Here is a 23,498-nt window from a genome sequence, read left to right as displayed (position 1 = left end):
GCTCTTTAATCTCCTCTTAATTAGAAATCTGAATGATTTGAGTTGGTGCATGCCAGTCGACCTGAAGTCCTAGGGACTCGGAAATGAACCTTAGTGGAACATAGGTCCTTCCTGCGAGCAGCAAAGAAGGTCCATCGATTTCGGCGGGCTCACCATCTATGTAAGCCGTAGTACTATTAATACGGCTAGTGATGGTCGCATATTTCCGTGCTTACCGTTACGGTAAGGCTTTCTTGGTCCCAATCAACGGCCGCACCGAACGATTCGGATACGGATCTTATAGGTAAATAGGCCTGCCCGTTTATTATAACAGGCGGAACGTCGAATTTGATGAAAATATTGGGAGAAAGTACGTTTTCTGCCGAAATGGGTTGAATCGTGACAGGAACTAGGCTGGAATCTGGGTCAGAGTCGGATCCAGACGGCACAGAACCAACTGAACCGTCAGAACCAGAGCTTGTGTCTACCTCTGTGATGTCAGCCAAGGTGGTTGAGATTTCAGCCAGAGCTTGCAGCTCCTCTGGCGTGTATTTGGCTTTCTCTTGCTGCTGGAGCTGCTCCAGCAGCTTGGTTATTTGCTGTTCCAGCTGCTGCTGCACGGCTGAAGCTGGCGGCAGCGCTGCCAGCAGCTCCTGCACAGCGTCAAGCTGCGCGAACAGCGCGTCCTTCTGCAGCGACTGCATCGCTTCGTCGACGGCTTGTAGTGAGCGGGTCAGCGTCGCGACCCGCTCAGGATCCTGCTGCGCTGCGCTAAGCGCAGCTTGGAGCTTCAGCTTCGCTTCTTTGAGCGAAGCCAAGCCTTCGGATGCGCCAGTTTGCGCATCCGCGAGCTGCGCCTGCGTCGCCAGAAGCGGCTGCAGCTGAGCTGCTGCCGCTTTCGGCTCGCCGGCGGCGAGGGCTTGCTCCAGCTTCTGCTGCTGGAGCTCGGCTTGTTCGGCCAGCTGATCCTCGCTGGCCTCGTTTCCGGCGTCCGGCCCTGCGCCGCCGGGAGTGCCTTCACCGCCCGGTTCGACCGGCGGTGCGGCTTCCTCGGACAGCGCTGCGATCAGCGCGTCCGGGTTGTTCACCAGCTCCATCTGCTTGAGAGCTGCCTGGCTGTCGCCTTTCAGCAGCGCTTCCAGCATCCCGAGCTGGGCCTCTGCATCCTTCAGCTGAACGGCTAGATCGGCGATCTCGTTCAGCTTCAAGTCCGTTACGGCCGCTTCTTTGGCCGCTTCCAGCTTCACGATATCTTTCTTCAGCGTATCGATCTGCTGCTGCAGCTGTGCGGGTGTTTCCAAGGAAGCAATAGCTCCCGGCTTCATGATCTCGACGGTAACCTTCAAAGCAGCCTTTGCTTCCTTCGTCAGCACAGCAGAACTGCTTGGATCGGTTAGCGCGCTAGGGTCTAGGGCATTATCCATGCCAATCCAAACCGCCCCAGGTTCCTCCGATTTATAAAAAATCCCTTGCCCCGACTTCGTCATCGTGGCTGCTGCTGCGTTATAGGCTGCTGGGGTTAGCGCGTCTAGCTGTACTTTGTAGGAACCGATGATGACGGTTCCCAGCCCTTTTTCTTCTTCAGCTGAACCTAAGGCATTTTCACCTGTGCCGCCACCAGATTGGCTGCCTGAGTCACCAGCCGTTCCATCATCGGCAGTTGCAGCTACTAATTGCCCTGAATTCCCTTTTCCTTCCAGAGGTAGTTCATCGATCTTTTTCCCTTTTTTATATAGCACAACCTTCAGCTGATCAATTGAACTAAACTTCAGCGATAAATTACGTACAGGCTTATTTATCTTCGTCCGCTTCCCAATAGCACGGCCTTCTTTCGTAAACACCGCGTACTCCGTAGCGCCCAGCTTTTTATTTACGGTGACACTGAAGTCGCTAAGCAGAGGGCCTACTGCAGGCTTCAGCTTCCAGGTTCCTAAGGGAGCCTTTGGCTTTTGGGGCTTAACCGCAGCAAGTCCATCATCAAGGTCACGATAAGGCAAGATACCTTTCTTTAACGTTCTTTCGACCGCTCCTCCGGTATCTATATCCAGCTTACCGAGCGCCATTTTATAACCCATTTGTGCAGATAGAATTTGTTGATCAGCTTGAATGACAGTGTCCTTATAAGCCTGCAGCTCATCCGTTTTCATCAGACTTAACTTCAGTTTCTGGTTCGCTTTATCCAGATTGGCTACCGCATTGTCTTTATCACGCAAAGCCTGCGCATAGCCTTCTTCGGCCTCTTTTGCTTCCAAAAATGACTGCCGCACCGCAGCAATGACTGCATTCCGGCTTTCCTTCTCCTGAAGCAGTGCTTTATTTTGCTCCATAGTCGCGATCGGAAGCGCATCCCTGAGATCGTCCAAATAGCGCAGCCCGTCAAACTCCCCTTGAAGCAGCGATTTAGGAATAGGAATGAATCCAAGCAGCATGAAAAAGCCTTCCCAATCCTTCTTCACTTGTGAAAGTGTCGTTTCATAACTAGCTAGGAACAGCTCCATATCCACATCTTTGGCTTTATACATGCCGTCCATGACCTTCATTCGCGCCGAACCAAACTTAGAGCTGTACAAATCACGCGTCGTATTCAGCTTCTCATCTGCTAACCGCCGATCCTCCGTGTCCTTAAGCAAACTTAGCGTTGACTTTTGAGCCCTTGCGATATAGGCAGGCAGTTGCTTCTGATTCAAATCCGCGTAATCCGGCTCAAACGAAAGCTGAACTTTATTTTCCATATCCAAATTCAGCAGCTTGCCCAGTGCTAGACGACTAGATTTGGCCGTTAGCTGCGCTTGTTTATATTCAGATAGCGACTTCTCCAGCGCCTTATCTGCCTTCTCTTGTTCAGTACTATCTGCAAGACCGAATTTCCGCTTCTTTTTCACCGTTTCCACTGCTGTCTTAGCTTCTTCCGTTTTCTTCCGTGCATTTTCTTCTGCCACTGCATCTTGATAAGCTGCTAAATAAGCTTTTTGCACATCAAATCGGGCAGTATTCGTCGTCTGCCGCAATGTTTCCTGCGCGATATAAAGCTGCTTGCGTGCTTCAGGCACCTTCAAACGAGTCGATAATTCCTGACCTAAATTGCGAGGTTTGGCAAATAGTCCGGAAGCCTTAGCTTCCTCATTTTTAACCGCATGCTGCGCTTGCTCCAGCTCTATCTTTTTCTTCAAAATATCGGTCTTGGCATCCCGCAATTGCGGACTTATTTTCAAACCCTGATCGATAGCTTCCCGCATGGTTAAAGACTTCACCGTCGCAGCTTCGGCTCCCGAACCCGCTGCCATAATCGACGAGGCTCCTAGCAGCAGCACAAGTCCCAACTTCACAAATTTTACCCCTATCACTATGAATCCCTCCGCTCAACCATCTCCTCCTATAGTACAATATCTACCCCTACTCCCGCACCCATCTTTTGGAGAAAAATAGTGAAAACGATCGAATATAGTAATAGACTGCTCATATACTTATCTAGTAGTATAAAAGTAATGGAAACAGCGGATTTTTGTAGGGATTACGCAGTCCTAATTGGGTACAGCTCATTTCCCCCATTCAAAGCTACTTTAACGATATAAAACAACCTTAAACGCAGGATAACTGCTAATTTCGTTACTTTAACGCTGAATACATGCTAAATGCTCATCTCTGGAAGCTCGTCGGCAAGTTTTGCACAAGGAAGGAGAGATTCACATGGGAAACCTCGTTTGCGGCGGAGCGATGCTGCAGTGCTCGTTCGGTGCAGCGCCTGGTACGTTAATGGTGCTTCCGGCGAACATGGTGATGACCGCTATGCCCATTGCCAACATTATGGATAATAAGCCGATGGTGAACATAATGCCGTTTGGGATGTGTAATTCTATGGCGAATCCGATGGTTGCTGCAGCAACGGCGGCTGCACTTGGAGTTCTGACTCCCATGCCCTGCGTACCTGTAACAGCTGCACCCTGGGCTCCTGGGTCACCGACCGTGCTTGTCGCGAACATGCCCGCTCTGAACAATACGTCCAAATGCATGTGCAACTGGGGCGGTGTCATTCAAATACAGCAACCAGGGCAAATGACCATTCAGGTGCCTTAAAATTTTAACTCATTTTAAAAAAAACCATTTAATAATTCCATCTAGGAGTGAGAAGATTTGGAGATCCAGCCGGTCAAAACCCTTGAAAAAGTGCTAAGGCCTGTCGTTGCACCATTCATTGGGCATATCATGAAAGCCATCTTAACAGTCGGAAGGCTGCCCAAACTAGCGATCATTAAGATTCAACAGCTCCTTAGGGTCATGCTGCAGACGCGCGAAACGTCGCTGAAAAACTACGTTTTGATCGGCTCCTATTATATCTCCAAAAGATTGCTTCTTTTCCTCACTTTGTTCCTACTCGTTTTGGTCTTTTTTATTTTCATCCGCCCTCCTGCAATCGTGAATAAGTGGTTGAATCGCGTTCCTGTTCTTCAGAAAGATACCCCTAAACTTACGAGCTTTTCAGGCAATGGCAAAGTCGTGGGTACCCAGAAGGATTCTCTCTATGTGGGGGATCTGGTTGACGGCAAATATGCCGGAAAAGGTAAACTTTTCCACAGCAACGGCAAGCCCGCTTATGAAGGTGATTTTGAAAAGGGGCAAAAATCAGGCAACGGCTCCTTGTACGACGAAAATGGCACCCTGCAATATAAAGGAGCATTTGCCGGAGATGTCTTTAACGGAGCTGGAACCCAATACGATCCCCAGCAGAACGTGCAGTATATCGGCGAATTTCAAAATGGAAAATACGGCGGAGCTGGGAAATTATTCGCGCCAAGCGGAGATCTTTTGTATGAAGGCTTGTTTAACGGCGGCCTATACAATGGGACTGGAAAGCTGTTCTCATCGGGCGGTATCGCCCAATATGAGGGTGAATTTGCAGCCGGTCAATATAACGGGGCTGGTAAGTTTTTTGATGCGAAGGGACTTCTTATTTATGAAGGCGGCTTTAAGAACGGCAGCTATTCCGGAGATGGCACCGAGTTTTATACGAATGGCCTGATCAAATATAAAGGCCAATTCCTCGCTGGCGCGTATGGCGGTGAAGGCACCGCCTTCGATGAGAAGGGCGTGCCGCGCTTCAAAGGCACGTTCCAGAGCGGCGTCCTTAGCGGCGCCGGGGAAGCGTATGACGAGTTAGGTAAACTCGTCTACAAGGGCGATTTCAAGGCCGGCGTCTATGACGGCCTTGGCACGTTGTTTGACGCAGACGGCGCGCCGCTGCTGCGGAGCTTCTTTGCAGGCGGCCAGGCCAGCCTGCAGAGTTTCATCGGTTTGTCCAGCAAGAAAGTCGAAGACTTGCTGGGCAAACCGGACGAGGTGACGCTGCAGGATAACAGCGTCATGCTCGCAGGCCAGGAGGCGCCGCAGGTTGCCTCCGCGGAGACGGCGGCTGCGGGCGACGCCGCCGTGGAACCTCCGGCCGCTGGCGCTGGCGCGGCCGATCCGGCATCAGCAGGAGGCGTTAAGCTCCTGCTGAACTATCCGGCCTACCAGCTGTCGCTGCTGGTAGAGCCGTCCAAGGGCAACCCGAAGGAGGCCGTCGTCACCTCCCTCAGCATTTGGGGCTCGAAGCCTTTGGCGCTGCTGCAGCCAGCCATCGAGACCATCAAAAAGCGCGGCGAACTGGGAGATGCCGGCTACATCGTCATGGAACTCGGGGTGGGTGCCGGGGCTGGCACTTACACGAACAGCTATTACAAAGGTGATTTCATCTTCACCTTCACGCATTTCAACAAAACCAAAGAAGCTCACCTGCTTCAGGTCAGCTCTACCAAATAAGAGGGGCTGTTGCCCCTTGTGTGTTTACGGGTTCCTTTTGCAGATGAAGCTGCCTCATGTCCTTCGTATGCTAATCGAGTTCCTTCTGTACACCGAGCTGCCTCATGTCCTTCGTATGCTAAACGAGTTCCTTTTGCACACGGAAAGGGTAGTTAGGCGTAAAGCTCAGACCTGACAATAGCGTTCTCCGCCCTTGACGGAACGTCGTTCTGCTATTTGGGTGAAAAAGCTCGAATTCCGGGACAAACGGAACGACGATACGTTATTTCGTTGTTTTGCCTCCAAATCGTGCTTATTCTATTAAATAAGGCACTCACGTTCCGCAATTTTCATTTTTAACACATATTTCACCAAATAGCGGATCGTCGTTCCTCTAATAGGTGGTATTGGCAGCACGCTATTCGCTAATGGAACGAGCATGCTAAAAAACCGTTCGAAGCTATTTGCTCGAACGGTTTTTTCTGTGTATATCTACTTCGCTATAGAAGTTCTCGTTCTCGCCACCCGCATCGACGCAAATGCGTAAACGATCAGCGCTGTCCAGATCAAGGAGAAACTGATGAGAAGCACGGGAGAGAATTTCTCTTTAAATACGAACACACTTAAAAGCAGCGTAATGGAAGGACCAATGTACTGAATGAATCCCAGCATGGAAAGAGGCAGCCGAGCAGCCGCCTTAGCAAACCATAATAGAGGCAAAGCGGTTGCAACACCTGACAATAATAGCAATGCTAAAGAGATAGGCGGTAACGTCCATGCGGAATCATGATGCGCAAAGTGTAAGTAGGCAATATACGCTACTGCTATGGGGAAGACAATGACGGTTTCACCTGCTAACCCGATAGAGGCATCGTAGGAAACTCTCTTTTTCACAAGACTGTACAGACCGAAGGAAAACGCTAGTGAGAGAGAAACCCATGGAAATCTGCCATAATCGATGGTTGCCAGCAAAACGCCGGCACCTGCCAAAGCAACGGCCACCCACTGACTACGGCTTGGTTTTTCACGCAAAAACAGGACCGCCAGCATGATATTAATTAGGGGAGTAATATAATACCCCAGACTCGTCTCGATGACATGGCCGTTATTGACGGCCCAAATGAATATCAGCCAATTGGAGCTGATTAAAATGCTGCTGACTCCGATCTGGAGCAGCATTTTCCCGTTCGTAACCATCTTACGAAATTCAGTCCATCCACTTTTCCCTATCAGTAAGAGAATGGCCATGAAAACAAATGACCAGATGACTCGGTGAGACAATATTTCACCAGCAAGCAAAGAGTCAAAAGATCTCCAATAAATAGGCAGCAAGCCCCATGCGGTATAGGCAAGAATGGCGTACCAAAGCCCTTTTTTCATAGTAAAATCCTCTTTTCAATTCTAGTAACACAATTCTATGAATCTTGTAATTTGTCCCTAGGTCAATTTTCAATTAAATAAATCCCCGATATACGGGGATCAAACTACACGATTGTTTGTGCTATCCTTTAACGAAGACGCAATCCCTTCTACCATGTGATTGCTCAGCCCTCATGCCGATAAAAAAAGTTAGGCAGCTTCACTTCATTTGAATAATGCTGATGGAAAATATGCGTTGTCGCCGGAGATAGCGGCGGGATCAACCACGACCAATCACCCGTGACATCACGACCGACCTTCTGCTCTTTCTCTTCAAAACTCTTAAATTGCCTCGCCGCTGTATGATGATCCACAATAGCTACACCTTGCTGTTGAAACGAATGCAGCACAGCCACATTTAACTCAACAAGCGCCCTATCTTTCCAAAGGGAGGCATCGCGCCGAGTATCCAGACCCATGACAGACGCTACACGCGGCAGCATGTCATATCTCGCTTGGTCGGCAAAGTTTCGCGCTCCGATCTCAGTGCCCATGTACCAACCATTGAATGGCGCAGCAGGGTAATGAATCCCTCCGATTTCAAGGTACATATTCGAGACGATCGGTACGGCATACCATTTGAGATGCAAATCATCGAACGCTGCTATGTCCGGATGTGTAATATCCACTTCCAGGACGAGCTCGGTAGGAATCTCGAACAGCTTTGGTTTCCGATCTCCCATTTGAACAACAAGCGGCAGCACGTCGTAAGGCGTCCCAGCCCCCTGCCATCCAAGCGATTGGCTTAACGCAGTTATATGAATAGAAGCTGGGTCACCGAGAATCCCATTGTCAGTTTCATAGCCCGCGTAACGGACAAGTTGGTCATTATGAATAAAGGCTCCCTGAGCCGAATCATGCGTAGGTGGGAAAATCGTAATCACTGGACGGATTTTGCCGCCATTGGTCGCCGTTTCTATATGACGAAAAAGTGCCTCAGCCATCTGTTCTTCGGTTTCAATATAACGAGCATCGTGTACCGTCAGTGTTTCCCAGAACAATCGCCCGATACAACGGTTGCTGTTGCGCCATGCCATTTTGGCCCCATGCTCAAGCTCTTGAAGGGTATGTTCGTAGTAACCTTTATACCTAATGGTTTCGGTAATTTCAGTAAGACGAGCATCGATTTCGCCCGAGCTTTGGCCTAGTTCACTACAACATTCCTTGATAAAAGGTATTGCTTTCTCTAGCAATTGATTCTGCACTTTCATTGGTGCTGCTCCAATCCGATAAAGGGGAGCCCCACAAGCATTTGACACCTGCACAGCTCTCCCTATGTTGAGTTACAATTGCGCACTAAACTGATCAGGAATGTATACGATTTGAGACTTTGCTACGATGGTTAACTCGCCTTTTTCCTCGGAATAGTGAACGGAATCATCGCCTACATAAAACCATAATTTCTTTGTTGGCTCATTTTCATATTCCTGAAATAAGAATACGTTGAGTTCCTCTTTCCATTTCAAAAGCTCAGCAATATCTTCCTTCTTCTCTATCTGCACGGTAAAAATCCATTGGTCACCAACCTGCTCCCATGTGTAGGGGATCGGATGTTTACCCGTATCTACGAACGCTCGACCGCCCACTGCATGTTTAATTAAAAAGACTTCCTTCATCCGCATAGCCCTCCTTCATCATCCATTATGGCAGATCGATTAGCATGAAATGTGTATCTTCTATCGCACGAATCTCAACCGTTTGTTCAGCTTCCATACGCGCGCTATCCTTAGTTTCCAATACAGCATCATTAGCAGATAACTTCCCGCTGATAAGCATAAGAAAAATACGGCGATTCTCTCCTTGTTTAAACACAAGCTCTTTGCCCGCTTCCAACTTGCTGAGGTAAATACTCATATCTTGGTGTATCTTGGCTGCATGCTCGCCTCCCTCGGGTGTAACTACCGGCAGCAGCGTGTTTATCAATGCTTCAGGTTCATAAGTGACATTCTCAAAGGACGGCTCCAAGCCCCGCTTAGAAGGCATGAACCAAAGTTGAAATAGGCTCATCGGTTCCGTATCCGACGCATTATACTCGGCATGTATAACGCCGCTTCCAGCTGACATTCGCTGCACGCCATTCACACCCGTTACCGCAACATGCCCCAAGCTATCTTCGTGTTTAATGGCTCCGCTGAGAACGATGCTGACAATCTCCATATCGCTATGGGGATGTGGACCGAAGCCTCGACCGGCAGCAATATCATCGTCATTACAAACACGCATAACCCCGAAACCTACATTATCCTCATCAAAATAATCGCCGAACGAGAAATTCTTATGGCTCTTAAGCCAGCCCAGATCGGTTGTATTACGCGTATGCGCAGGGAAAACTTGAATCACAGCAATCGCCTCCTTTTTTAATACGTATAGCTTATCATATATGGACTATCGACTTCTATGTCGGAACGGTGGCGGAAATACGCAAGCAAGACAAAAAACCTCATCTCGACTTTTATAGTGAGGTAGAGGTTATGTATGAATTCACCATCATTCAAGAACAGAACGGACATTGGCCAGAAATAGTAATTCAATTGCCGATAGGATACTATCATGTATCTTACTTAGCTGCTTGTGGAAGCTGTTTCCCCCATATAGCCGTACCTCGATTATTCATGCCTGTAAAGACAAGAGTTGAACGATTAAGCTCCCAATCCCATGACGGCAGCATCATAACTATTTCCTGAGATGCCAGCTCCTCACCATCGTACCAATAAAGCGTTAGGGTATGCTTTCCATCGAATTCCCAGTAGTCCTTGGAATCAGAATTGTTGATTTTCCCGCCTTTTAAAAGCTTTAACTCGTCCGATTCAACTTGGCCGTCGATCATTTTATCCATCACGATTCGTTCCCATTCGCCTGCTATGCTCGCCTTAGGGATATCTTGAACGGTCTCTCCAGTATATCTTTCCGGTGATACGACCGGCCAGCCGTCTTGGGTCCACAATATTTTTCTAACGTGGAGATACATCCAGTTCATATCCTGCTGCGGACGAGCATGATGGACGATATAAGTATGATCCCCATCCTGCAGCACGGAATTATGTCCAGGCGCAATCCATCCATCGCCTTCTTGGAACTTATAGCCACCCAATATTTTGTTGCCGATCTCAAACTGGGCTTCATACTTATCGTCCATAAGATCTCTTCCATTCACATCCAAATATGGACCTGTCATGGAGTCCGATCTACCTACCCGCACATTGTAATCCTGTGACAACGAATCAAAGGAAACAAATAGGTAATATTTCTTCAGCTCCGAATGATAAACAATATAAGGGCCTTCTACCGCTCCGGATTCCGTTTTATGATCCCTGGTCGCAATCTTTGTACCAAAACCAGGCTCTTTCAACTTGCCTGTTTTCGGATCTAGCGGAGAGGTATAAATCCCCCCGAAGAAAGAACCGAATACAAACCATGGATCTCCCGACGCATCCAATACAATGTTCGGATCAATCGCATTCGGCTTATCGCCGACACCCGTCTTTATTACTTCTCCTTGGTCAGTCCAAGGTCCCTCTAAGGAAGAACTTGTCGCTACGCCAATGAATGATTGGTTCGAACCGAAGGTCGATGCCGAATAATATAAATAGAACGTATCGCCGAATTTCTTAACATCAGGTGCCCATAAACCTTGAGCCCCTGTCCATTCCGCCGCTTGCTTGGGTACTCCATCAAAAGCGTATCCGACCCATTCCCATTGAATGAGATCCTTTGATTTCCTAACCATAATACCAGGCTTAGCCTTACCGCCAACTTTAGCATCCGTTGAAAAAACATAATAGGTATCGTCTTCTTTTATAATTGCAGGATCATGTGTATTGTTCGTATTCCACGCCAATTCGTTATGAAGGTTATCCGTATCAAACATTGGATAGCTTGGAGGCGCATCTGGATACTTTAACTTCGACTGCAAACTTCCTCCTCCTCCGATGGAACAACCTGCGAGAAGGAGAACAGCAACTGTCATGATGCTTACAAAGGCATTTCGTCTCCTTAGGCTTCCAGTTGATTTGATCATCCTTTAACACCTGGAAATTGCAACCGATTCAATGATTTGCTTTTGAAATATGAGAAAAACGATTAACATCGGTAATAACGCGATAACAGATGCTGCCATAATTAACGGGTAGTCCGTTTGAATGGCATAAGTTGCATTGAAGTTAGCAATTACTAGCTGCAGCGTTTGTTTCTCAGGTGAATTCAAGTAAATGATTGGTGCTAAATAATCGTTCCAAATGGCCATAAACCATAAAATAAGCTGTGCAGCTACTGCAGGTTTAATAAGAGGAAATATGATCCTGTAGAAAATTCCAAAGTAGGAGGTTCCATCAATCTTCGCAGCTTCAATTATTGCATTCGGCACGCTTGTTAAATACTGGCGAAGGAAAAAGATCATCACAATATTTCCGAAAAAGCCTGGGACAATTAACGGCAGCAATGTATCTACCCAGCCCAACTCTGAGAATAAAATGAACTGCGGTATCATAACAACTGGATAAGGAATCATTAAGGCTGAAAGCAGCAGTAAAAAAATCTTGTCCTTACCTGGGAACCTAAGCTTTGCAAACGAAAAAGCAGCTAAGCTGGAAGTAAAGGTTCCGATAATTGTTACAGAAACAGCAATGAAGACACTGTTTTTAATACCCGAAAGCAAAGGTCCCTTTTCCCAAATTTCACTGTATTTAATAAATAAAAACGTCTCGGGTATCCACTGAGGAGGCAGTGCGAACACATCCTTCTTTTCTTTGAAGGAAGTCGATACCATCCACAATAAGGGAGCTACCATGACAATAGCGCCGATTGCTAATATGAGAAAAATAACGATGCTCATTATTTTTTGTTGTTTGGTAATTATCATAGGATTACCCGCTCCTTCCCGATTGATGTACTAATCCACATCATAGGATGATTTTTCATTCATTTTAAATTGGATAAGCGTAACGATAAATATAAACAGACCCAGCACAACAGCCATTGCTGATGCATATCCCATTTGGAGGTTGCCGAATGCTTTCTGCCACACATAAAAGACGACTGAAGCAGAACTATACTCAGGACCACCTGTTGAAGTCATAATGTTAATCTCGGTAAAAATTTGCGAACCGCCGATGATGCTTGTCACAACGATAAAGAATGTAACCGGCTTCACCATTGGCCATGTAATATTCCAAAAAGACTGTAAAGCATTTGCCCCATCGATCTCTGCCGCTTCATAATAAGATCTGGATACGCTTTGCAGCGCCGCCAAATACAAGAGCATCGAGTATCCTAAGCCTTTCCAGATTGCCATAATCATAATTGCAGGTTTAACCGTATTTTTATTAGCTAACCAGTTAGGTCCTTCAATTCCGAATAGATCCAAAAACTGGTTAACTAAACCATAATCACCGTTATAAGCCCATTGCCACAAAATGGAGATCGCTGCCAACGAAGAAATGACCGGAATGTAGTATATGACTCGGAAAGTAGTAGTTCCAAAAATTCCTCTATTGAGACCAAGCGCCAACAGTAAAGCCAAAATCAAACCAATTGGAATGCCAAGCATTAGAAATAGAGTGTTGTACATAGCTTTGTAAAATTGCTCATCTTGAAATATGTCTATATAATTATCCAGCCCGATAAAGCTCATCTGGCCCAATCCATCCCAATCTGTGAAGGAACCGTAGAAAGAATATAAAACTGGGTACAATGTAAATAGAATTAGACCAAGAACGGGTGCAAGTATAAATAAAAACCCGTAATATTTCTCTTTCCGATAGAGATTAGATTTGGATTTCATAATTCACCCCTGATTTAGTTAGAAGAAAATGATGTTAGTTCTTTGTTATTACACTTCAGCAACTAACATCATTTTCAACTGCACTAAAAATAGTCTTTCATTAACTTGTTATTTTTTAGATTTTTGTTCTTGTTCAATTGCCTTATCGAGAAGTTTTTGCATTTTCGGCTGTTGACCCTTCACATAATCAGCTGCAGTTACTTTACCATCAATGACTGGCTGAATATCCGTGAAGAAGAGCTGGTGCCATTCTGCATTGTAAGTCAACGTATTTGGAATAGCTCTGCCGTAATCTTTAACTATTTCCAAAAATTCTTTCTTGTTTGCCGGTTTAATGGATGTGTCTGCAGCCCACTTGTCAGCCATATCGATCAAGTTCGGGATTTGTACTTTAGCATCTACCAGGGCTTGCTGTCCTTCACGCGAAGCTGTTAAGTAAGTTACCAAAGCAGTAGCCTCCTGAGGGTGTTTCGTTTTGCTGGAAACACCAATTCCCAAGGAACCTAACCATGTTGCAGATTTACCTGTCGATCCAGCTGGGTAAGGAATCAGATCATATTCAAACGGCAATTTTTCATAGGTACTTAGATCCCAAGGTCCTACCGGGAAGAAGCCCATTTCGCCCTTCATCCAACGCTGGTAAGTATCTAACGTTTGCGCATCTTCAATTGATGGAGTGATCTTATGCTTATTTTGCATATCAGCAAAATATTGCAAAGCTTCAGCAAATTTAGGTTCATCAATCGTAACTTTTGTTTTTGTTGCATCTAGCCAATCTGCACCATTGCTCCATACAAATGATTGCAAGGACCAGTTAACATTGAAACCAGTACCGAACTGATCCATCTTGCCGTCACCGTTGTTATCTTTGGTCAGTTGTTTGTTGACTTTAATAAATTCATCCCACGTATAAGGCTTATCTTTGTCAGGAAGTGGTACTCCAGCTTTTTCAAACATTGTTTTGTTATAGCCGAGTGCAAATGGGCCAACATCCTTTGGTAGACCGTAAATATTGCCTTTCCCAACAGTGGAACCGTCATAACGATAAAAGTCAACGCCGTATTTCCAGATGTTGTTCAGATCAACATTTTTATCACCTTTAATGTTAGCTGTCAGATCCAGGAGAACGCCGCCATTTACATAAGCTCTCAAATCACCTGGTTCAAAGTAGAATACATCGGGTAAGCTTTTACCTGTAATAGCTGCCTTAATTTTTGTTGCATATTGGTCAGCTGTTGTTGTGATGATTTTAACTTTAACACCCGGGTGCTCCGTTTCGAACTTCTTAATCGTATTTTCGTATGCCTTTTGCTCGTCGGGGCCGCCGCGGAACATAAATGTTAGTTCTTTTGTTTCTGTTTTTGCTGCCTCTGTGCTTTTGCTTTCTTCTTTTTTCGCCGTATCCCCACTACCGCTTCCCGCGTTGTTCCCACCACAACCTGCAAGTACAATTACTAACGACATGGAAAGCGCTGCTACTGATACTAGACTCTTTTTCATTTAAACCCCTCCTAATTGTAGTAAATAATAAAAAATCCGATGAAATGGAACCGCATACATATATTCAATTAATAATGTAAGTTCAACCTTTAAAGCGATTGCCTTACAAACGTAAGCGTTTATATTAATTATTAATATATATGTTAAACTTATAATAAATCAAAGCGCTTTCACTGTCAACACTATGTTATTTTGCAATTTTTCGAGTTCATTTTTATTTTTGAGTTAGAGCATCTGCAACCGGAATGCCAAAATCAGGTGTCCCGTCACTGTGCCAACCAAATATTTGTGCTCGTGTATGGCGATTTGGATCATATAGAGGGTCACCCTCAATAAATTTGTAATTGCGGGAATGGTACACGATCACATCCTTACCTTCCGGACAAACCGTAAAGCTATTGTGACCAGGTCCATATTGACCAGTAGTCTCATTAGTTTGAAATACGGGGTGAGGTGTCTTACTCCATGAATCCGGGTTTAACAGATCACTCGACTCATCAGCCGTCAATAAACCCATACAGTAATTATAGTCTGTAGCACTAGCAGAATAGGTAATGTAAATTTTCCCATTACGTTTCAATACGGCTGGACCTTCATTGACCAAAAAACCAATTTTTTCCCACTCATAGTCCGGCTGTGCAATCATGACCTGTTGACCGCTAATTGTCCATGGATCGCTCATCAGCGCAATATACAGATTGGAGTTTCCTACTATGTTCAAATCCTTCTGCGCCCATACTAAATAGAGATTACCTTCATGTTGAAAGGTAGTTGCATCGAGCGAGAATGACTCCCAATTCGGTTTGATCTGACCTTTCTCTACCCATTGCCCTTCCAGTGGATTCGGTGATTCATTCTCCAGAACAAACATTCGGTGATCAAACAATCCCTCCACCGTATCGGTAGTGCGAGCAGCCGCAAAATAGATGTACCATTTGTTATTCAAATAATGGATTTCCGGTGCCCAAATATTAGCGCTCATCGGGCCTTCCGCATATTTGTTCCATACGACTACCGGTTCGGCGAAACCGAGCCCCTGAATCGTAACTGCTCTTCTTACTTCGATTCGATCAAATTCCGGTACAGAAGCGGTAAAGTAATAATATCCATCGGTATGCTTATACACCCAAGGATCTGCGCGCTGTGGGATAATGGGATTCAAATATTCCTGTTCAATTGCCTTGACGTTACTCAACATGTTCAAAACCCCTATCATTTTGATGATTTTCACAAATATGAATAACTTCATATTGAGTAAATAGTAATGCCAGCCCCATCCTATTGTCAATATATTTATTAATAATACACATTTATATTAATGTTTGGTTTACATGAATCATCTTGTTAAACTTTTCGATGTTGTTAAAGATTTAAGAAAAATGTATATTACTATATAAGGAATCATTCACATAAATATTAATCTTTTATTATACGGGGGAATTTGTTTGAGAATTGATTTATCGGAAGATAATTTACCTCTATTTGAAGCACTTTCAAGTAACGTTCGCATTCAAATCGTCCACTTGCTCTCCCAGAAGCCCATGAATATCCGTGAATTGGCGGAGGCCCTTGGTCTTAGCAGCGCAATTATGACGATGCACGTCAAAAAGTTAGAGAAAGCCGATGTGATCCGATCCGAAATGATGCCCGGCAAAGGCGGCGCAGCCCAGAAGATGTGCTCACTTCACATGGATCATCTTGAGATTGCTTTTCCGCAGCGCAATGTCACCCCTCGTTATTCAAGAAGAACCGATGTATCTGTCGGCCACTATACGGATTTAAACATCATTCCAACTTGCGGTATTTGTACGGTATCTAAAGTCATCGGTATTTTCGATGATCCCCGTTATTTCCTTGATCCGGAACGATTGAACGCTAAGATTCTTTGGTTCGCGCAGGGATATGTCGAGTATAAGATTCCAAATTTCTTAATGAACAGCGAGGAACCAGAGGAATTGGAAATATCGATGGAGATATCTTCCGAAGCCCCTTTAACAAACAGCGACTGGCCTTCTGATATTACGTTCTTCTTCAATGGACTTAAGCTAGGAATGTGGACTAGCCCAGGTGACTTTGGCGGCAAGGGTAGACTTAATCCTGCATGGTGGTTTGAAGATGTGAATCAATTTGGTCTACTAAAGCGGATCATTATCAAAAAAGATGGAACGTTCATGGACGGCTTGAAGCTGTCCGACGTCACGATTGACCAAATCGACATTCGTAATCCTCACTGGTCCTTCCGAGTTGCCATTTTAGAGGATGCCGAGCATATTGGAGGCGTCACCTTATTCGGGTCCGGCTTTGGCAACTACAATCAAGATTTAAGCTTCAAGCTCTATTTTTCTAAATCTGCACAGGATACAAATGGAACAAAAGGGAATTGAAAAGAGGGAGTGCTTTCGCACCCCCTCTTTCTCTTTCTATTCCTGCTCCTCCATCTGCATCCAGTGCTCATAAAGCCCATCCAACAGGTCCTGTACCGCTTCTCTCTCTATCCATAGCTTGCTGAGTTCATCTGCCGCCAGGTTCTCTATTCGTTGGTCTAAATTCTTCAGACGCGCTTCTTCATTAGCAATCTGCTTTTCCAGATTGTCCCTAGTGAACACGGACGAGTATTTAGACTTTCCCCGTGACGCCGCATGTGCAGCAACCGACTTTGGCACCCCAATAACAGTGGTTTCACGTATTTGATCTTCGCGCAGCTGCCGGCTCTTCTCTTTATAGTCGTCAAAGTTACCCAAGTAAACGGTAATACGCCCTTGATCCAGCTCCCATATTTTCCGGGACAGCCGATTCATAAAATAACGATCATGCGTTACAGCCAGCACGGTACCAGGAAACTCTTCCAGCGCTTCTTCCAACGCTTCCCTTGAAGCAATATCCATATGATTCGTGGGCTCATCGAGAATGAGTAAATTAGGCTTACGCAGCACAAGCAGTGCTAGTCGCAATCTAGTCCACTCACCTCCCGAGAGAGAACTAACCGACTTGAAAACATCTGCTCCATAAAATAAATAAGCAGCAAGCCGGCCCCTAGCCTCTCCTTCTTCCAGCTTCGCTTCCTCACAGAAGTAAGTCAGCACCGATTTCTTATGATCCTCTGGATACTCTTGTTGAGCCAGATAACCAATGTCGACCCGCGCTCCAAGCTCGAGCTCCCCTTGGTCAGGCTGCTCTTCACCCAGAATCATCTTCAACAGGGTTGTTTTACCTGAACCATTATGCCCGACGAGCATCACTTTCTCGCCATATTCCAGCAATCCGCTTGCCCGCTTCAGCAGCACTTTATCTCCGTATCGCTTATTCACATCGTCGAATCGAATCACTCTCCGACCTGAGCGGTCGTCCAGCTTCAACCCGAATTCAGCTGCCTTCGGATCGAGAACAGGCCGTTTGAGCTTCTCCATCCGATCCAGCGCTTTCTGCATAGAAGCTGCCCGGCGGAAAAATTTCTCATTCCCTCCTACTCGGCCCCACTCCGTCAGCTGCTTAATCGTCTCTTTCATCTTTTTGATGACCTTCTGCTGCTCCTGATAATCAGCAAACTGCTGAAGTAATCTAACTTCCTTCTCCTTCACATATCCCGAGTATGAAGTCAGATAGGTCGTGGATTCACCATCTTCCAGTTCAACGATCTTCGTAACTACCCGATCCAGAAAGTAGCGATCATGAGAAACAATGAAACACGCACCATCATAATGGGTGAGATATTCCTCCAACCACTCCACACCAAACAAATCCAGATGATTCGTCGGCTCATCCAGCAGCAGCAAGTCAGGTTTGCCGATCAGCTGGGAAGCGAGAGCAATCTTCGTCTTTTCCCCTCCAGACAACGAGGTAAATCTCCGTTCGTAAAACTCCCGTGCAATACGAAGACCGTTCGCTACTTGGTCGATTCTTGCATCCAGCTCGTAGCCGCCTTCCCGTTCAAAACGTTCTTGCAGCTGTGCGTACCGCTTAAGCAGCTGATCTAGTTGCTTCTCATCGCTCATGACGTCCGGGCTCGACATTCGCTGCTCCAGCTCCGTCATGTTAGCGCGGCATTCAAGTACCTCTTGAAAGCTCGCGGCTAGCACATCATACACCGTACCGCTCTCCCATTCCGTTGGGATTTGTGCTAAATAGCCGATCCGCGTATCTTTTCGTACCGTTAATTGTCCTTCATCAGGCTTCTCCATCTTGGATATAAGGCGCAACAATGTCGATTTACCGCTGCCATTGCGTCCCACAAGTCCTATTCTTTCTCCCTGATGAATTTCAAAAGTAACATCTTCGAGCACCAGCTGCGCACCATGGTATTTCTTTATATTTTGACCATTAACTATTAACATAATGAAGGATCCTCCTAGTTTATGAAAGACCCTATCCATCGCAACCAACGTACAAAAAAAGGCCGCAGGAAAATTCCTACGACCTTTCGGATTGATCCGTTGAGGGTTAAGGTAGGTGTCTTTTCGTGAGTTGTAATTCCGTATGAGTATAAATGGACAGACTTCTCGCGTCTTTGCCTGCTGCATGAACGATGCCAGCCATCGCGATGGGTAACTGGCTCACACGGTTGTTCACGAACTCTCGATTCATCCTACCTTCACCTCCTTCTCTATCACTAATTCAAAATAATACCATAACCACCGGTCAATTCGCAACCAGAAACGGCCTAATTTCATTCGCCCTATTCTTAATATTCACTGCGCATCTTATCCGTAACTTCAAGAAAGAGAACTTGGAGAAATTTCTTAATATTGACCTTGCCCTTCTCCGGCTTACAGTTCTCATCGATTTCTTTCATCTTCATACGCACATCCTGGAATTCAAAATACAGAGGCGCATAATGCTCAAATTTGGGATTGCTGTAATCCGTCAAGCCAATACTGGCGATATGGGTCAACGCGGTCATTATCGTGCGGCGAATTCGCTGTTCGACGGCTTTACCTTCTTTTTCAACATCCGCTTCTTTTACCTTGTGACATCTGGACACAGTTTCATAAAGCTCCTTGAGCGGCGGAATTCCTTCCGCTTTATGATGACGAGTGAGATGTTCCATAATGTCCATCAGGTCGCGACTGCCGGTGTCCCCCACGATCCCCATATCCATGAGAATAGGCTGCATAATTTCGCGGACACCGCGCTTTTTGCGAATACTCTCAGTACCTGTGTGCAGTAAACTCAGCTTGGTTAATGATTCTTTAATCTCCTGCAAGGAGCGGCTAATGTTCCACTGCTCGTTAACCTTGGACAGCACCGCTTCCACTTCAATTTTATTAATTGGCTTTTGAATATAGAATTCGACACCGGCTTGATAAGCTTTGCCAATCATTTCTTTATTTTCAATTTGCGAAATCATCACGTATTTCCCTTGATAACCTTGCTCCTTCAATCGAATGATGGTCTCAATTCCATCCTGGTCCGGCATCAATAAATCAATGACCACGACATCCGGTGTGGTTTCCAGAAGAACTTTTTCTCCTTCGCTCCCGCTGCCAGCCGTACCTACGACTTCGCCTAATCCGCCTTTTTCAATGATCTTTTGAAGCATCAGTCTACTTACCGCATCATCGTCAACAATCCCGAATGACAGCATGATCTCTACGCTCCTTTTTTCAACGTATCGGTCAATATAGTAATCACAAAAGTGGTCTGAAAACCCGGCTCGTCAGAGCGTAAATGAATGTCTCCACCTAATGAATGAACAATATCTCGAACATGAGAGAGTCCAATCCCTGTCGCGGCAAAGCCCTCTTGATTGAATTTGGTCGTAAATCCGGGTGCAAAAATCATATCTCTATCCTGCTCTGAAATGCCAACACCAGTGTCGGCAACGATGATGATGGTCTCAGCACCTTGCTCATAAGCACTTACGAGAATCGATCCTTGATCTTCAATTGCTTCCACAGCATTAGAAACGAGATTATTGATTACGGTTAAAAGGGGTAGGTATTGATTCGAACAATAGTCCGTTTGAATGTCGCTTTTGAATTGAATCTTTTTTCCAATCATCGAACTATAACCCAGGTTGGACTTGATGGCGAACTCCACGACTTCAGCCAGCCTCATTTCGGAAGCGAAATCGCGATCGAACAGCTTTAACAACCCGGCTAGGATGCGTTGCGAATCTTTTTTGACTTCATGAATTTGCTGGGTAATTTCCAAAATGGTGCGAGAGTAGCTTTTTAACCCCGCGCCATTAATTTTTTCATATAAATTGTGGCTCTTGGCTGTTATTTGCTCAATCGTATCCATCGACTTCCGTAAGTAAAATACTTCGCCATATAAACCGCTATTCGTATTTAACATTTGTTCCATACGCTTCTGCTGCTCATTATGCAGGACTCGCATCTGATTAATGGTCACACTGTTGTAGATACCGACCACGAAGTAGCTCCGCACGACAGCGGTAACTGTGATATACACTAACTGCTCTGAAAACATATGCGGTGAATGGAAAATCAAGCTGCGAGCCAACAATTCAATCTCATTGGACATAAGATCAATAACCGATAAGAACAACCCAAGAACAAAAGGGTGGAATTGGTCCCAATTCCGTTTAATGAAGCTCATGGCAATCGCAAAGGCCATATAATAAAATGCGGCTGATAAATGCGTTTGCGCGCTCGCGCTGAAAGACATGGCCCCATGTAATAGGATACCATCTTCCAACGTCCGAAATAGCAGAACAGTGATTCCGGTAACGATACCTGTATAGATATAAGGCAGATGCTTCATCAAAAGCAAACAGAGTAGAAAGGCGCTGCTGCCAAGACCAATCCGAAACATTTCCCCAATGAAAGGTGTGATCTTAAACTCTCCGGCAATTGCCGTCACAATAGCGACGAGAATCATTTGCAGCCCTTCGTTCTTTAAGCGTCCCAGCCTTTCACCCCCTACAAGATATCCCATATCTGCTTACCAATGAGGATTATACAAACGGTAAGAAATAGCGGTCGAACATACGCTGATCCTTTGCGGATCGCCATGCGTGAGCCCAGCAAAGATCCACAAACCATGGCTATTCCCATCGGAATGCCTATCCCATAATTAATGGACCCCATAACCATGAAAGTAGCCAAACTAGCCACGTTGCTACCGAAATTTAGTACCTTGGCATTACCGGCCGCTTTGACGAAATCGAATCCTAACATCAGAAAAACGAAAATAAGAAAGGAACCGGTACCCGGTCCGAAGAAACCATCATAAAAGCCCAAACCGAATGCAGCGCAGCCCATTAACATCGCTGTTTTCGTTGAAAACTGGCGGAAGGTTGAAAGATCCCCCCAATTTTTACGAAAAATCGTGTAGATGGTGATCAGTATAAGCATAACGACAACCAACGGCTTTAAGAAATCAGATGGAATTTGCCGCAGCACCATCGTTCCGCATATTGCCCCTAAGAGAGACAAAATGAACAAACCGCGTACGGCTTTCAGATCGACATTTCCAGACCTCATGAATGAAATCGTACTTGTCAGAGAAGACATGGTGCCCGCCAATTTGTTCGTTCCTAACGCGACAGCTGGGGGTAATCCCGTTGCCAGCAGAACCGGAAGAGCGATCAGTCCCCCTCCACCAACGACAGAATCTACATAAGCCGCTAGAAAACCACCGATGATGATGAATATCATCATTTCCCAACTTACTTGTAACATGATGCCAAGACTCCTTCTGTGTGTTAAATTCCTCTATACCAATCTTGATTCCATCCTGCGGGCTGCTAATGATAAGGCATAATTCACAGCGAAATATAGAATAGCCACTAAAAATAGAATGGGCATGGTATAACTGTAGTTTTGTCCAATTACTATTTTCGCATGATGCATCAGTTCAGGCAAGGAAATAACAATCGCAAGAGAAGTATCTTTTAACAAGGAAATAAATTGACTCACTAGTGGCGGCATCATTCGGCGCAGCCCCTGAGGTAGAATAATATGCCAAAGGGTTTGCACATAGCCTAGTCCTGAAGATCGAGCGGCTTCAATCTGTCCTTTATCGATGGAATTCAGGCCGCTTCGCACAATCTCAGCAATCATCGCACCTTCAAATAACGTTAATGCCAAGATCGTTGCATTCATGGGTCCGAGTTTAATCCCGATATCCGGTAAAGCGAATCTCGAGAAAAACATGATTAACAACAATGGTAAATTGCGGATAAGTTCGACCAATACGGCAAGTATAGGTGATAACACTGGTAGCTTCGTATACCGAATAGTACCGACGATACAACCTACAATAAAGCTTAAAACAATAGAAATAGCAGCGACCTTTAACGTTATATAGAAACCTTCAAATACAAACCTTACATTATCAGCTGTGAAAGCCTGCATGATATCCATTCGTTCACCTCCCCCTAAAGTCAGTCCGTACGAGCTAATTTACGTTCTAGGCGTAAGGCCATGTAACTTAGCGGCAGCGTGAGTATCAGATAAAGCATTGCAACGAAGATATAGGTATCGAAAGTAGCATAAGTCTCACTTGCGACTTGATCACCGAAATACATGAGGTCAAAACCTGCGAACACGCCAAGTACGGACGAGTTCTTAACGAGGTTAATAAATTGGTTGCTAAGCGGCGGTATGACAATTTTGATTGCTTGCGGAAGGACGATATGCCACATCGTCTGGAGATAGGTCAGTCCTGAGGATTGTCCCGCTTCAGACTGTCCTTTGGGCACCGACATAATACCAGCACGGATCGCTTCTGCAATAAAAGCTGCCGTGTACACCGTAAGACCTAAGGTCCCGCATACGAATCCGCTAAGGGTAATGCCGATGGACGGCAGCCCATAGAAGAACACGAAAACAACAAGCAAGAGCGGTATGTTTCGAATGAATTCTACATAGGCCGTACCTATCCATTGCAGTGGTTTCACCGATCCGATACGAAAAATAGCAATGACCGTACCCAGCACAAAGCTGCCAATTAACGCAATAACACTGGCAATGATCGTGTTGAAGAAGCCCTTCATGTAGATATCAAAATAATCGGTAAAAATCGAGAAATCCGGCATGCGCTCCCCCCTCATAGACAGAAGATGGGCAGCAGCTGCCACCCA

General features: G+C 45.6%; 20 protein-coding genes and 1 pseudogene. 3 read left to right on the top strand and 18 right to left on the bottom strand.

Going from position 1 to position 23,498, the window contains the following annotated elements:
- Window positions 1-16: 16 nt before the first annotated feature.
- Both QFZ80_RS39265 and QFZ80_RS37375 read right to left on the bottom strand, forming a co-directional pair.
- Window positions 17-139 carry a stalk domain-containing protein gene (locus QFZ80_RS39265; RefSeq protein WP_373460462.1) on the bottom strand — a complete coding sequence of 41 codons (123 nt, stop codon included), beginning with the start codon at window positions 137-139 and terminating at the stop codon, window positions 17-19.
- Window positions 140-185: 46 nt separating this feature from the next.
- Complete coding sequence (locus QFZ80_RS37375) at window positions 186-3,305, bottom strand: stalk domain-containing protein (RefSeq protein WP_307563666.1); 3,120 nt, start codon at window positions 3,303-3,305, stop codon at window positions 186-188.
- Between the two features lie 361 nt (window positions 3,306-3,666).
- Here QFZ80_RS37375 and QFZ80_RS37370 point away from each other — a divergent pair, with 361 nt between their 5' ends.
- Both QFZ80_RS37370 and QFZ80_RS37365 read left to right on the top strand, forming a co-directional pair.
- Window positions 3,667-4,053: a DUF4280 domain-containing protein gene (locus QFZ80_RS37370; RefSeq protein ID WP_060645930.1), complete on the top strand. Its 387-nt coding sequence runs from the start codon at window positions 3,667-3,669 to the stop codon at window positions 4,051-4,053.
- 57 nt (window positions 4,054-4,110) lie between these two features.
- Window positions 4,111-5,775, top strand: a complete 1,665-nt coding sequence (locus tag QFZ80_RS37365; RefSeq protein ID WP_307563664.1) for an MORN repeat-containing protein — start codon at window positions 4,111-4,113, stop codon at window positions 5,773-5,775.
- A gap of 471 nt (window positions 5,776-6,246) precedes the next feature.
- On the opposite strand, the gene rarD is transcribed toward QFZ80_RS37365, so the two are convergent.
- From rarD to QFZ80_RS37320, 9 genes and pseudogenes are all read right to left on the bottom strand, one after another.
- Window positions 6,247-7,134 (bottom strand): EamA family transporter RarD, encoded by an 888-nt coding sequence (rarD, locus tag QFZ80_RS37360; protein ID WP_307563662.1) that lies wholly within the window; start codon window positions 7,132-7,134, stop codon window positions 6,247-6,249.
- 164 nt (window positions 7,135-7,298) lie between these two features.
- Entirely contained in the window at window positions 7,299-8,384 is a 1,086-nt protein-coding gene (locus tag QFZ80_RS37355; protein ID WP_307564334.1) for a nitric oxide synthase oxygenase, read from the bottom strand.
- 72 nt (window positions 8,385-8,456) lie between these two features.
- Window positions 8,457-8,789, bottom strand: coding sequence for a hypothetical protein (locus tag QFZ80_RS37350; protein WP_307438416.1), 333 nt, complete (start codon window positions 8,787-8,789; stop codon window positions 8,457-8,459).
- A gap of 25 nt (window positions 8,790-8,814) precedes the next feature.
- Window positions 8,815-9,513 carry a pirin family protein gene (locus QFZ80_RS37345; protein ID WP_307550094.1) on the bottom strand — a complete coding sequence of 233 codons (699 nt, stop codon included), beginning with the start codon at window positions 9,511-9,513 and terminating at the stop codon, window positions 8,815-8,817.
- Window positions 9,514-9,730: 217 nt separating this feature from the next.
- On the bottom strand, window positions 9,731-11,140 hold the full coding sequence (locus QFZ80_RS37340; protein ID WP_373460461.1) for an arabinan endo-1,5-alpha-L-arabinosidase: 1,410 nt from the start codon (window positions 11,138-11,140) through the stop codon (window positions 9,731-9,733).
- A 47-nt stretch (window positions 11,141-11,187) separates the two neighbouring features.
- Window positions 11,188-12,031 (bottom strand): annotated as a pseudogene (locus tag QFZ80_RS37335) (carbohydrate ABC transporter permease).
- A gap of 30 nt (window positions 12,032-12,061) precedes the next feature.
- Window positions 12,062-12,952, bottom strand: coding sequence for a carbohydrate ABC transporter permease (locus QFZ80_RS37330; RefSeq protein WP_307550097.1), 891 nt, complete (start codon window positions 12,950-12,952; stop codon window positions 12,062-12,064).
- A gap of 108 nt (window positions 12,953-13,060) precedes the next feature.
- A complete protein-coding gene (locus QFZ80_RS37325; protein ID WP_307563658.1) occupies window positions 13,061-14,452 on the bottom strand; it encodes an ABC transporter substrate-binding protein in 1,392 nt (463 codons plus the stop codon).
- A 214-nt stretch (window positions 14,453-14,666) separates the two neighbouring features.
- The gene (locus tag QFZ80_RS37320) at window positions 14,667-15,650 is read right to left on the bottom strand and encodes a glycoside hydrolase family 43 protein (protein WP_307563656.1); all 984 of its coding nucleotides are present in this window, start codon (window positions 15,648-15,650) and stop codon (window positions 14,667-14,669) included.
- 247 nt (window positions 15,651-15,897) lie between these two features.
- Between QFZ80_RS37320 and QFZ80_RS37315 the strand changes: the two genes are divergently transcribed.
- Window positions 15,898-16,836 carry an ArsR/SmtB family transcription factor gene (locus QFZ80_RS37315; RefSeq protein ID WP_307563654.1) on the top strand — a complete coding sequence of 313 codons (939 nt, stop codon included), beginning with the start codon at window positions 15,898-15,900 and terminating at the stop codon, window positions 16,834-16,836.
- 36 nt (window positions 16,837-16,872) lie between these two features.
- Here the strand turns inward: QFZ80_RS37315 and abc-f are convergent, their stop codons facing one another.
- The 7 genes from abc-f to QFZ80_RS37280 all read right to left on the bottom strand — a co-directional run bounded on the left by abc-f (window position 16,873) and on the right by QFZ80_RS37280 (window position 23,453).
- Window positions 16,873-18,783 carry a ribosomal protection-like ABC-F family protein gene (abc-f, locus tag QFZ80_RS37310; protein ID WP_307563652.1) on the bottom strand — a complete coding sequence of 637 codons (1,911 nt, stop codon included), beginning with the start codon at window positions 18,781-18,783 and terminating at the stop codon, window positions 16,873-16,875.
- A 106-nt stretch (window positions 18,784-18,889) separates the two neighbouring features.
- Entirely contained in the window at window positions 18,890-19,033 is a 144-nt protein-coding gene (locus QFZ80_RS37305; protein WP_307550105.1) for a hypothetical protein, read from the bottom strand.
- Between the two features lie 97 nt (window positions 19,034-19,130).
- Window positions 19,131-20,033 carry a response regulator gene (locus tag QFZ80_RS37300; protein ID WP_307563650.1) on the bottom strand — a complete coding sequence of 301 codons (903 nt, stop codon included), beginning with the start codon at window positions 20,031-20,033 and terminating at the stop codon, window positions 19,131-19,133.
- Window positions 20,034-20,038: 5 nt separating this feature from the next.
- Window positions 20,039-21,349, bottom strand: a complete 1,311-nt coding sequence (locus tag QFZ80_RS37295) for a sensor histidine kinase (RefSeq protein WP_307438398.1) — start codon at window positions 21,347-21,349, stop codon at window positions 20,039-20,041.
- A complete protein-coding gene (locus QFZ80_RS37290) occupies window positions 21,334-22,095 on the bottom strand; it encodes a TSUP family transporter (protein ID WP_307563648.1) in 762 nt (253 codons plus the stop codon). The genes QFZ80_RS37295 and QFZ80_RS37290 overlap by 16 nt, the downstream gene beginning before the upstream one ends.
- Before the next feature lie 33 nt (window positions 22,096-22,128).
- Window positions 22,129-22,779: an amino acid ABC transporter permease gene (locus tag QFZ80_RS37285; protein ID WP_307563646.1), complete on the bottom strand. Its 651-nt coding sequence runs from the start codon at window positions 22,777-22,779 to the stop codon at window positions 22,129-22,131.
- 20 nt (window positions 22,780-22,799) lie between these two features.
- On the bottom strand, window positions 22,800-23,453 hold the full coding sequence (locus QFZ80_RS37280; RefSeq protein WP_307550113.1) for an amino acid ABC transporter permease: 654 nt from the start codon (window positions 23,451-23,453) through the stop codon (window positions 22,800-22,802).
- Between the last annotated feature and the right edge of the window lie 45 nt (window positions 23,454-23,498).

The sequence above is a fragment of the Paenibacillus sp. V4I7 genome (genome assembly GCF_030817275.1).
Lineage (GTDB): Bacteria > Bacillota > Bacilli > Paenibacillales > NBRC-103111 > Paenibacillus_E.
This window is presented reverse-complemented; position numbering and strand designations above follow the sequence as displayed.

Excerpts from the sequence above, each read along its gene's own strand:
- QFZ80_RS37340 (WP_373460461.1), bottom strand. The coding sequence starts at position 11,140 with ATGACAGTTGCTGTTCTCCTTCTCGCAGGTTGTTCCATCGGAGGAGGA.
- rarD (WP_307563662.1), bottom strand. The coding sequence starts at position 7,134 with ATGAAAAAAGGGCTTTGGTACGCCATTCTTGCCTATACCGCATGGGGC.
- QFZ80_RS37355 (WP_307564334.1), bottom strand. The coding sequence starts at position 8,384 with ATGAAAGTGCAGAATCAATTGCTAGAGAAAGCAATACCTTTTATCAAG.
- QFZ80_RS37290 (WP_307563648.1), bottom strand. The coding sequence starts at position 22,095 with ATGTTACAAGTAAGTTGGGAAATGATGATATTCATCATCATCGGTGGT.
- QFZ80_RS37305 (WP_307550105.1), bottom strand. The coding sequence starts at position 19,033 with ATGAATCGAGAGTTCGTGAACAACCGTGTGAGCCAGTTACCCATCGCG.
- QFZ80_RS37370 (WP_060645930.1), top strand. The coding sequence starts at position 3,667 with ATGGGAAACCTCGTTTGCGGCGGAGCGATGCTGCAGTGCTCGTTCGGT.
- QFZ80_RS37280 (WP_307550113.1), bottom strand. The coding sequence starts at position 23,453 with ATGCCGGATTTCTCGATTTTTACCGATTATTTTGATATCTACATGAAG.
- QFZ80_RS37295 (WP_307438398.1), bottom strand. The coding sequence starts at position 21,349 with ATGGGATATCTTGTAGGGGGTGAAAGGCTGGGACGCTTAAAGAACGAA.
- abc-f (WP_307563652.1), bottom strand. The coding sequence starts at position 18,783 with ATGTTAATAGTTAATGGTCAAAATATAAAGAAATACCATGGTGCGCAG.
- QFZ80_RS37285 (WP_307563646.1), bottom strand. The coding sequence starts at position 22,779 with ATGGATATCATGCAGGCTTTCACAGCTGATAATGTAAGGTTTGTATTT.
- QFZ80_RS37320 (WP_307563656.1), bottom strand. The coding sequence starts at position 15,650 with ATGTTGAGTAACGTCAAGGCAATTGAACAGGAATATTTGAATCCCATT.
- QFZ80_RS37325 (WP_307563658.1), bottom strand. The coding sequence starts at position 14,452 with ATGAAAAAGAGTCTAGTATCAGTAGCAGCGCTTTCCATGTCGTTAGTA.
- QFZ80_RS37330 (WP_307550097.1), bottom strand. The coding sequence starts at position 12,952 with ATGAAATCCAAATCTAATCTCTATCGGAAAGAGAAATATTACGGGTTT.
- QFZ80_RS37300 (WP_307563650.1), bottom strand. The coding sequence starts at position 20,033 with ATGCTGTCATTCGGGATTGTTGACGATGATGCGGTAAGTAGACTGATG.
- QFZ80_RS37350 (WP_307438416.1), bottom strand. The coding sequence starts at position 8,789 with ATGAAGGAAGTCTTTTTAATTAAACATGCAGTGGGCGGTCGAGCGTTC.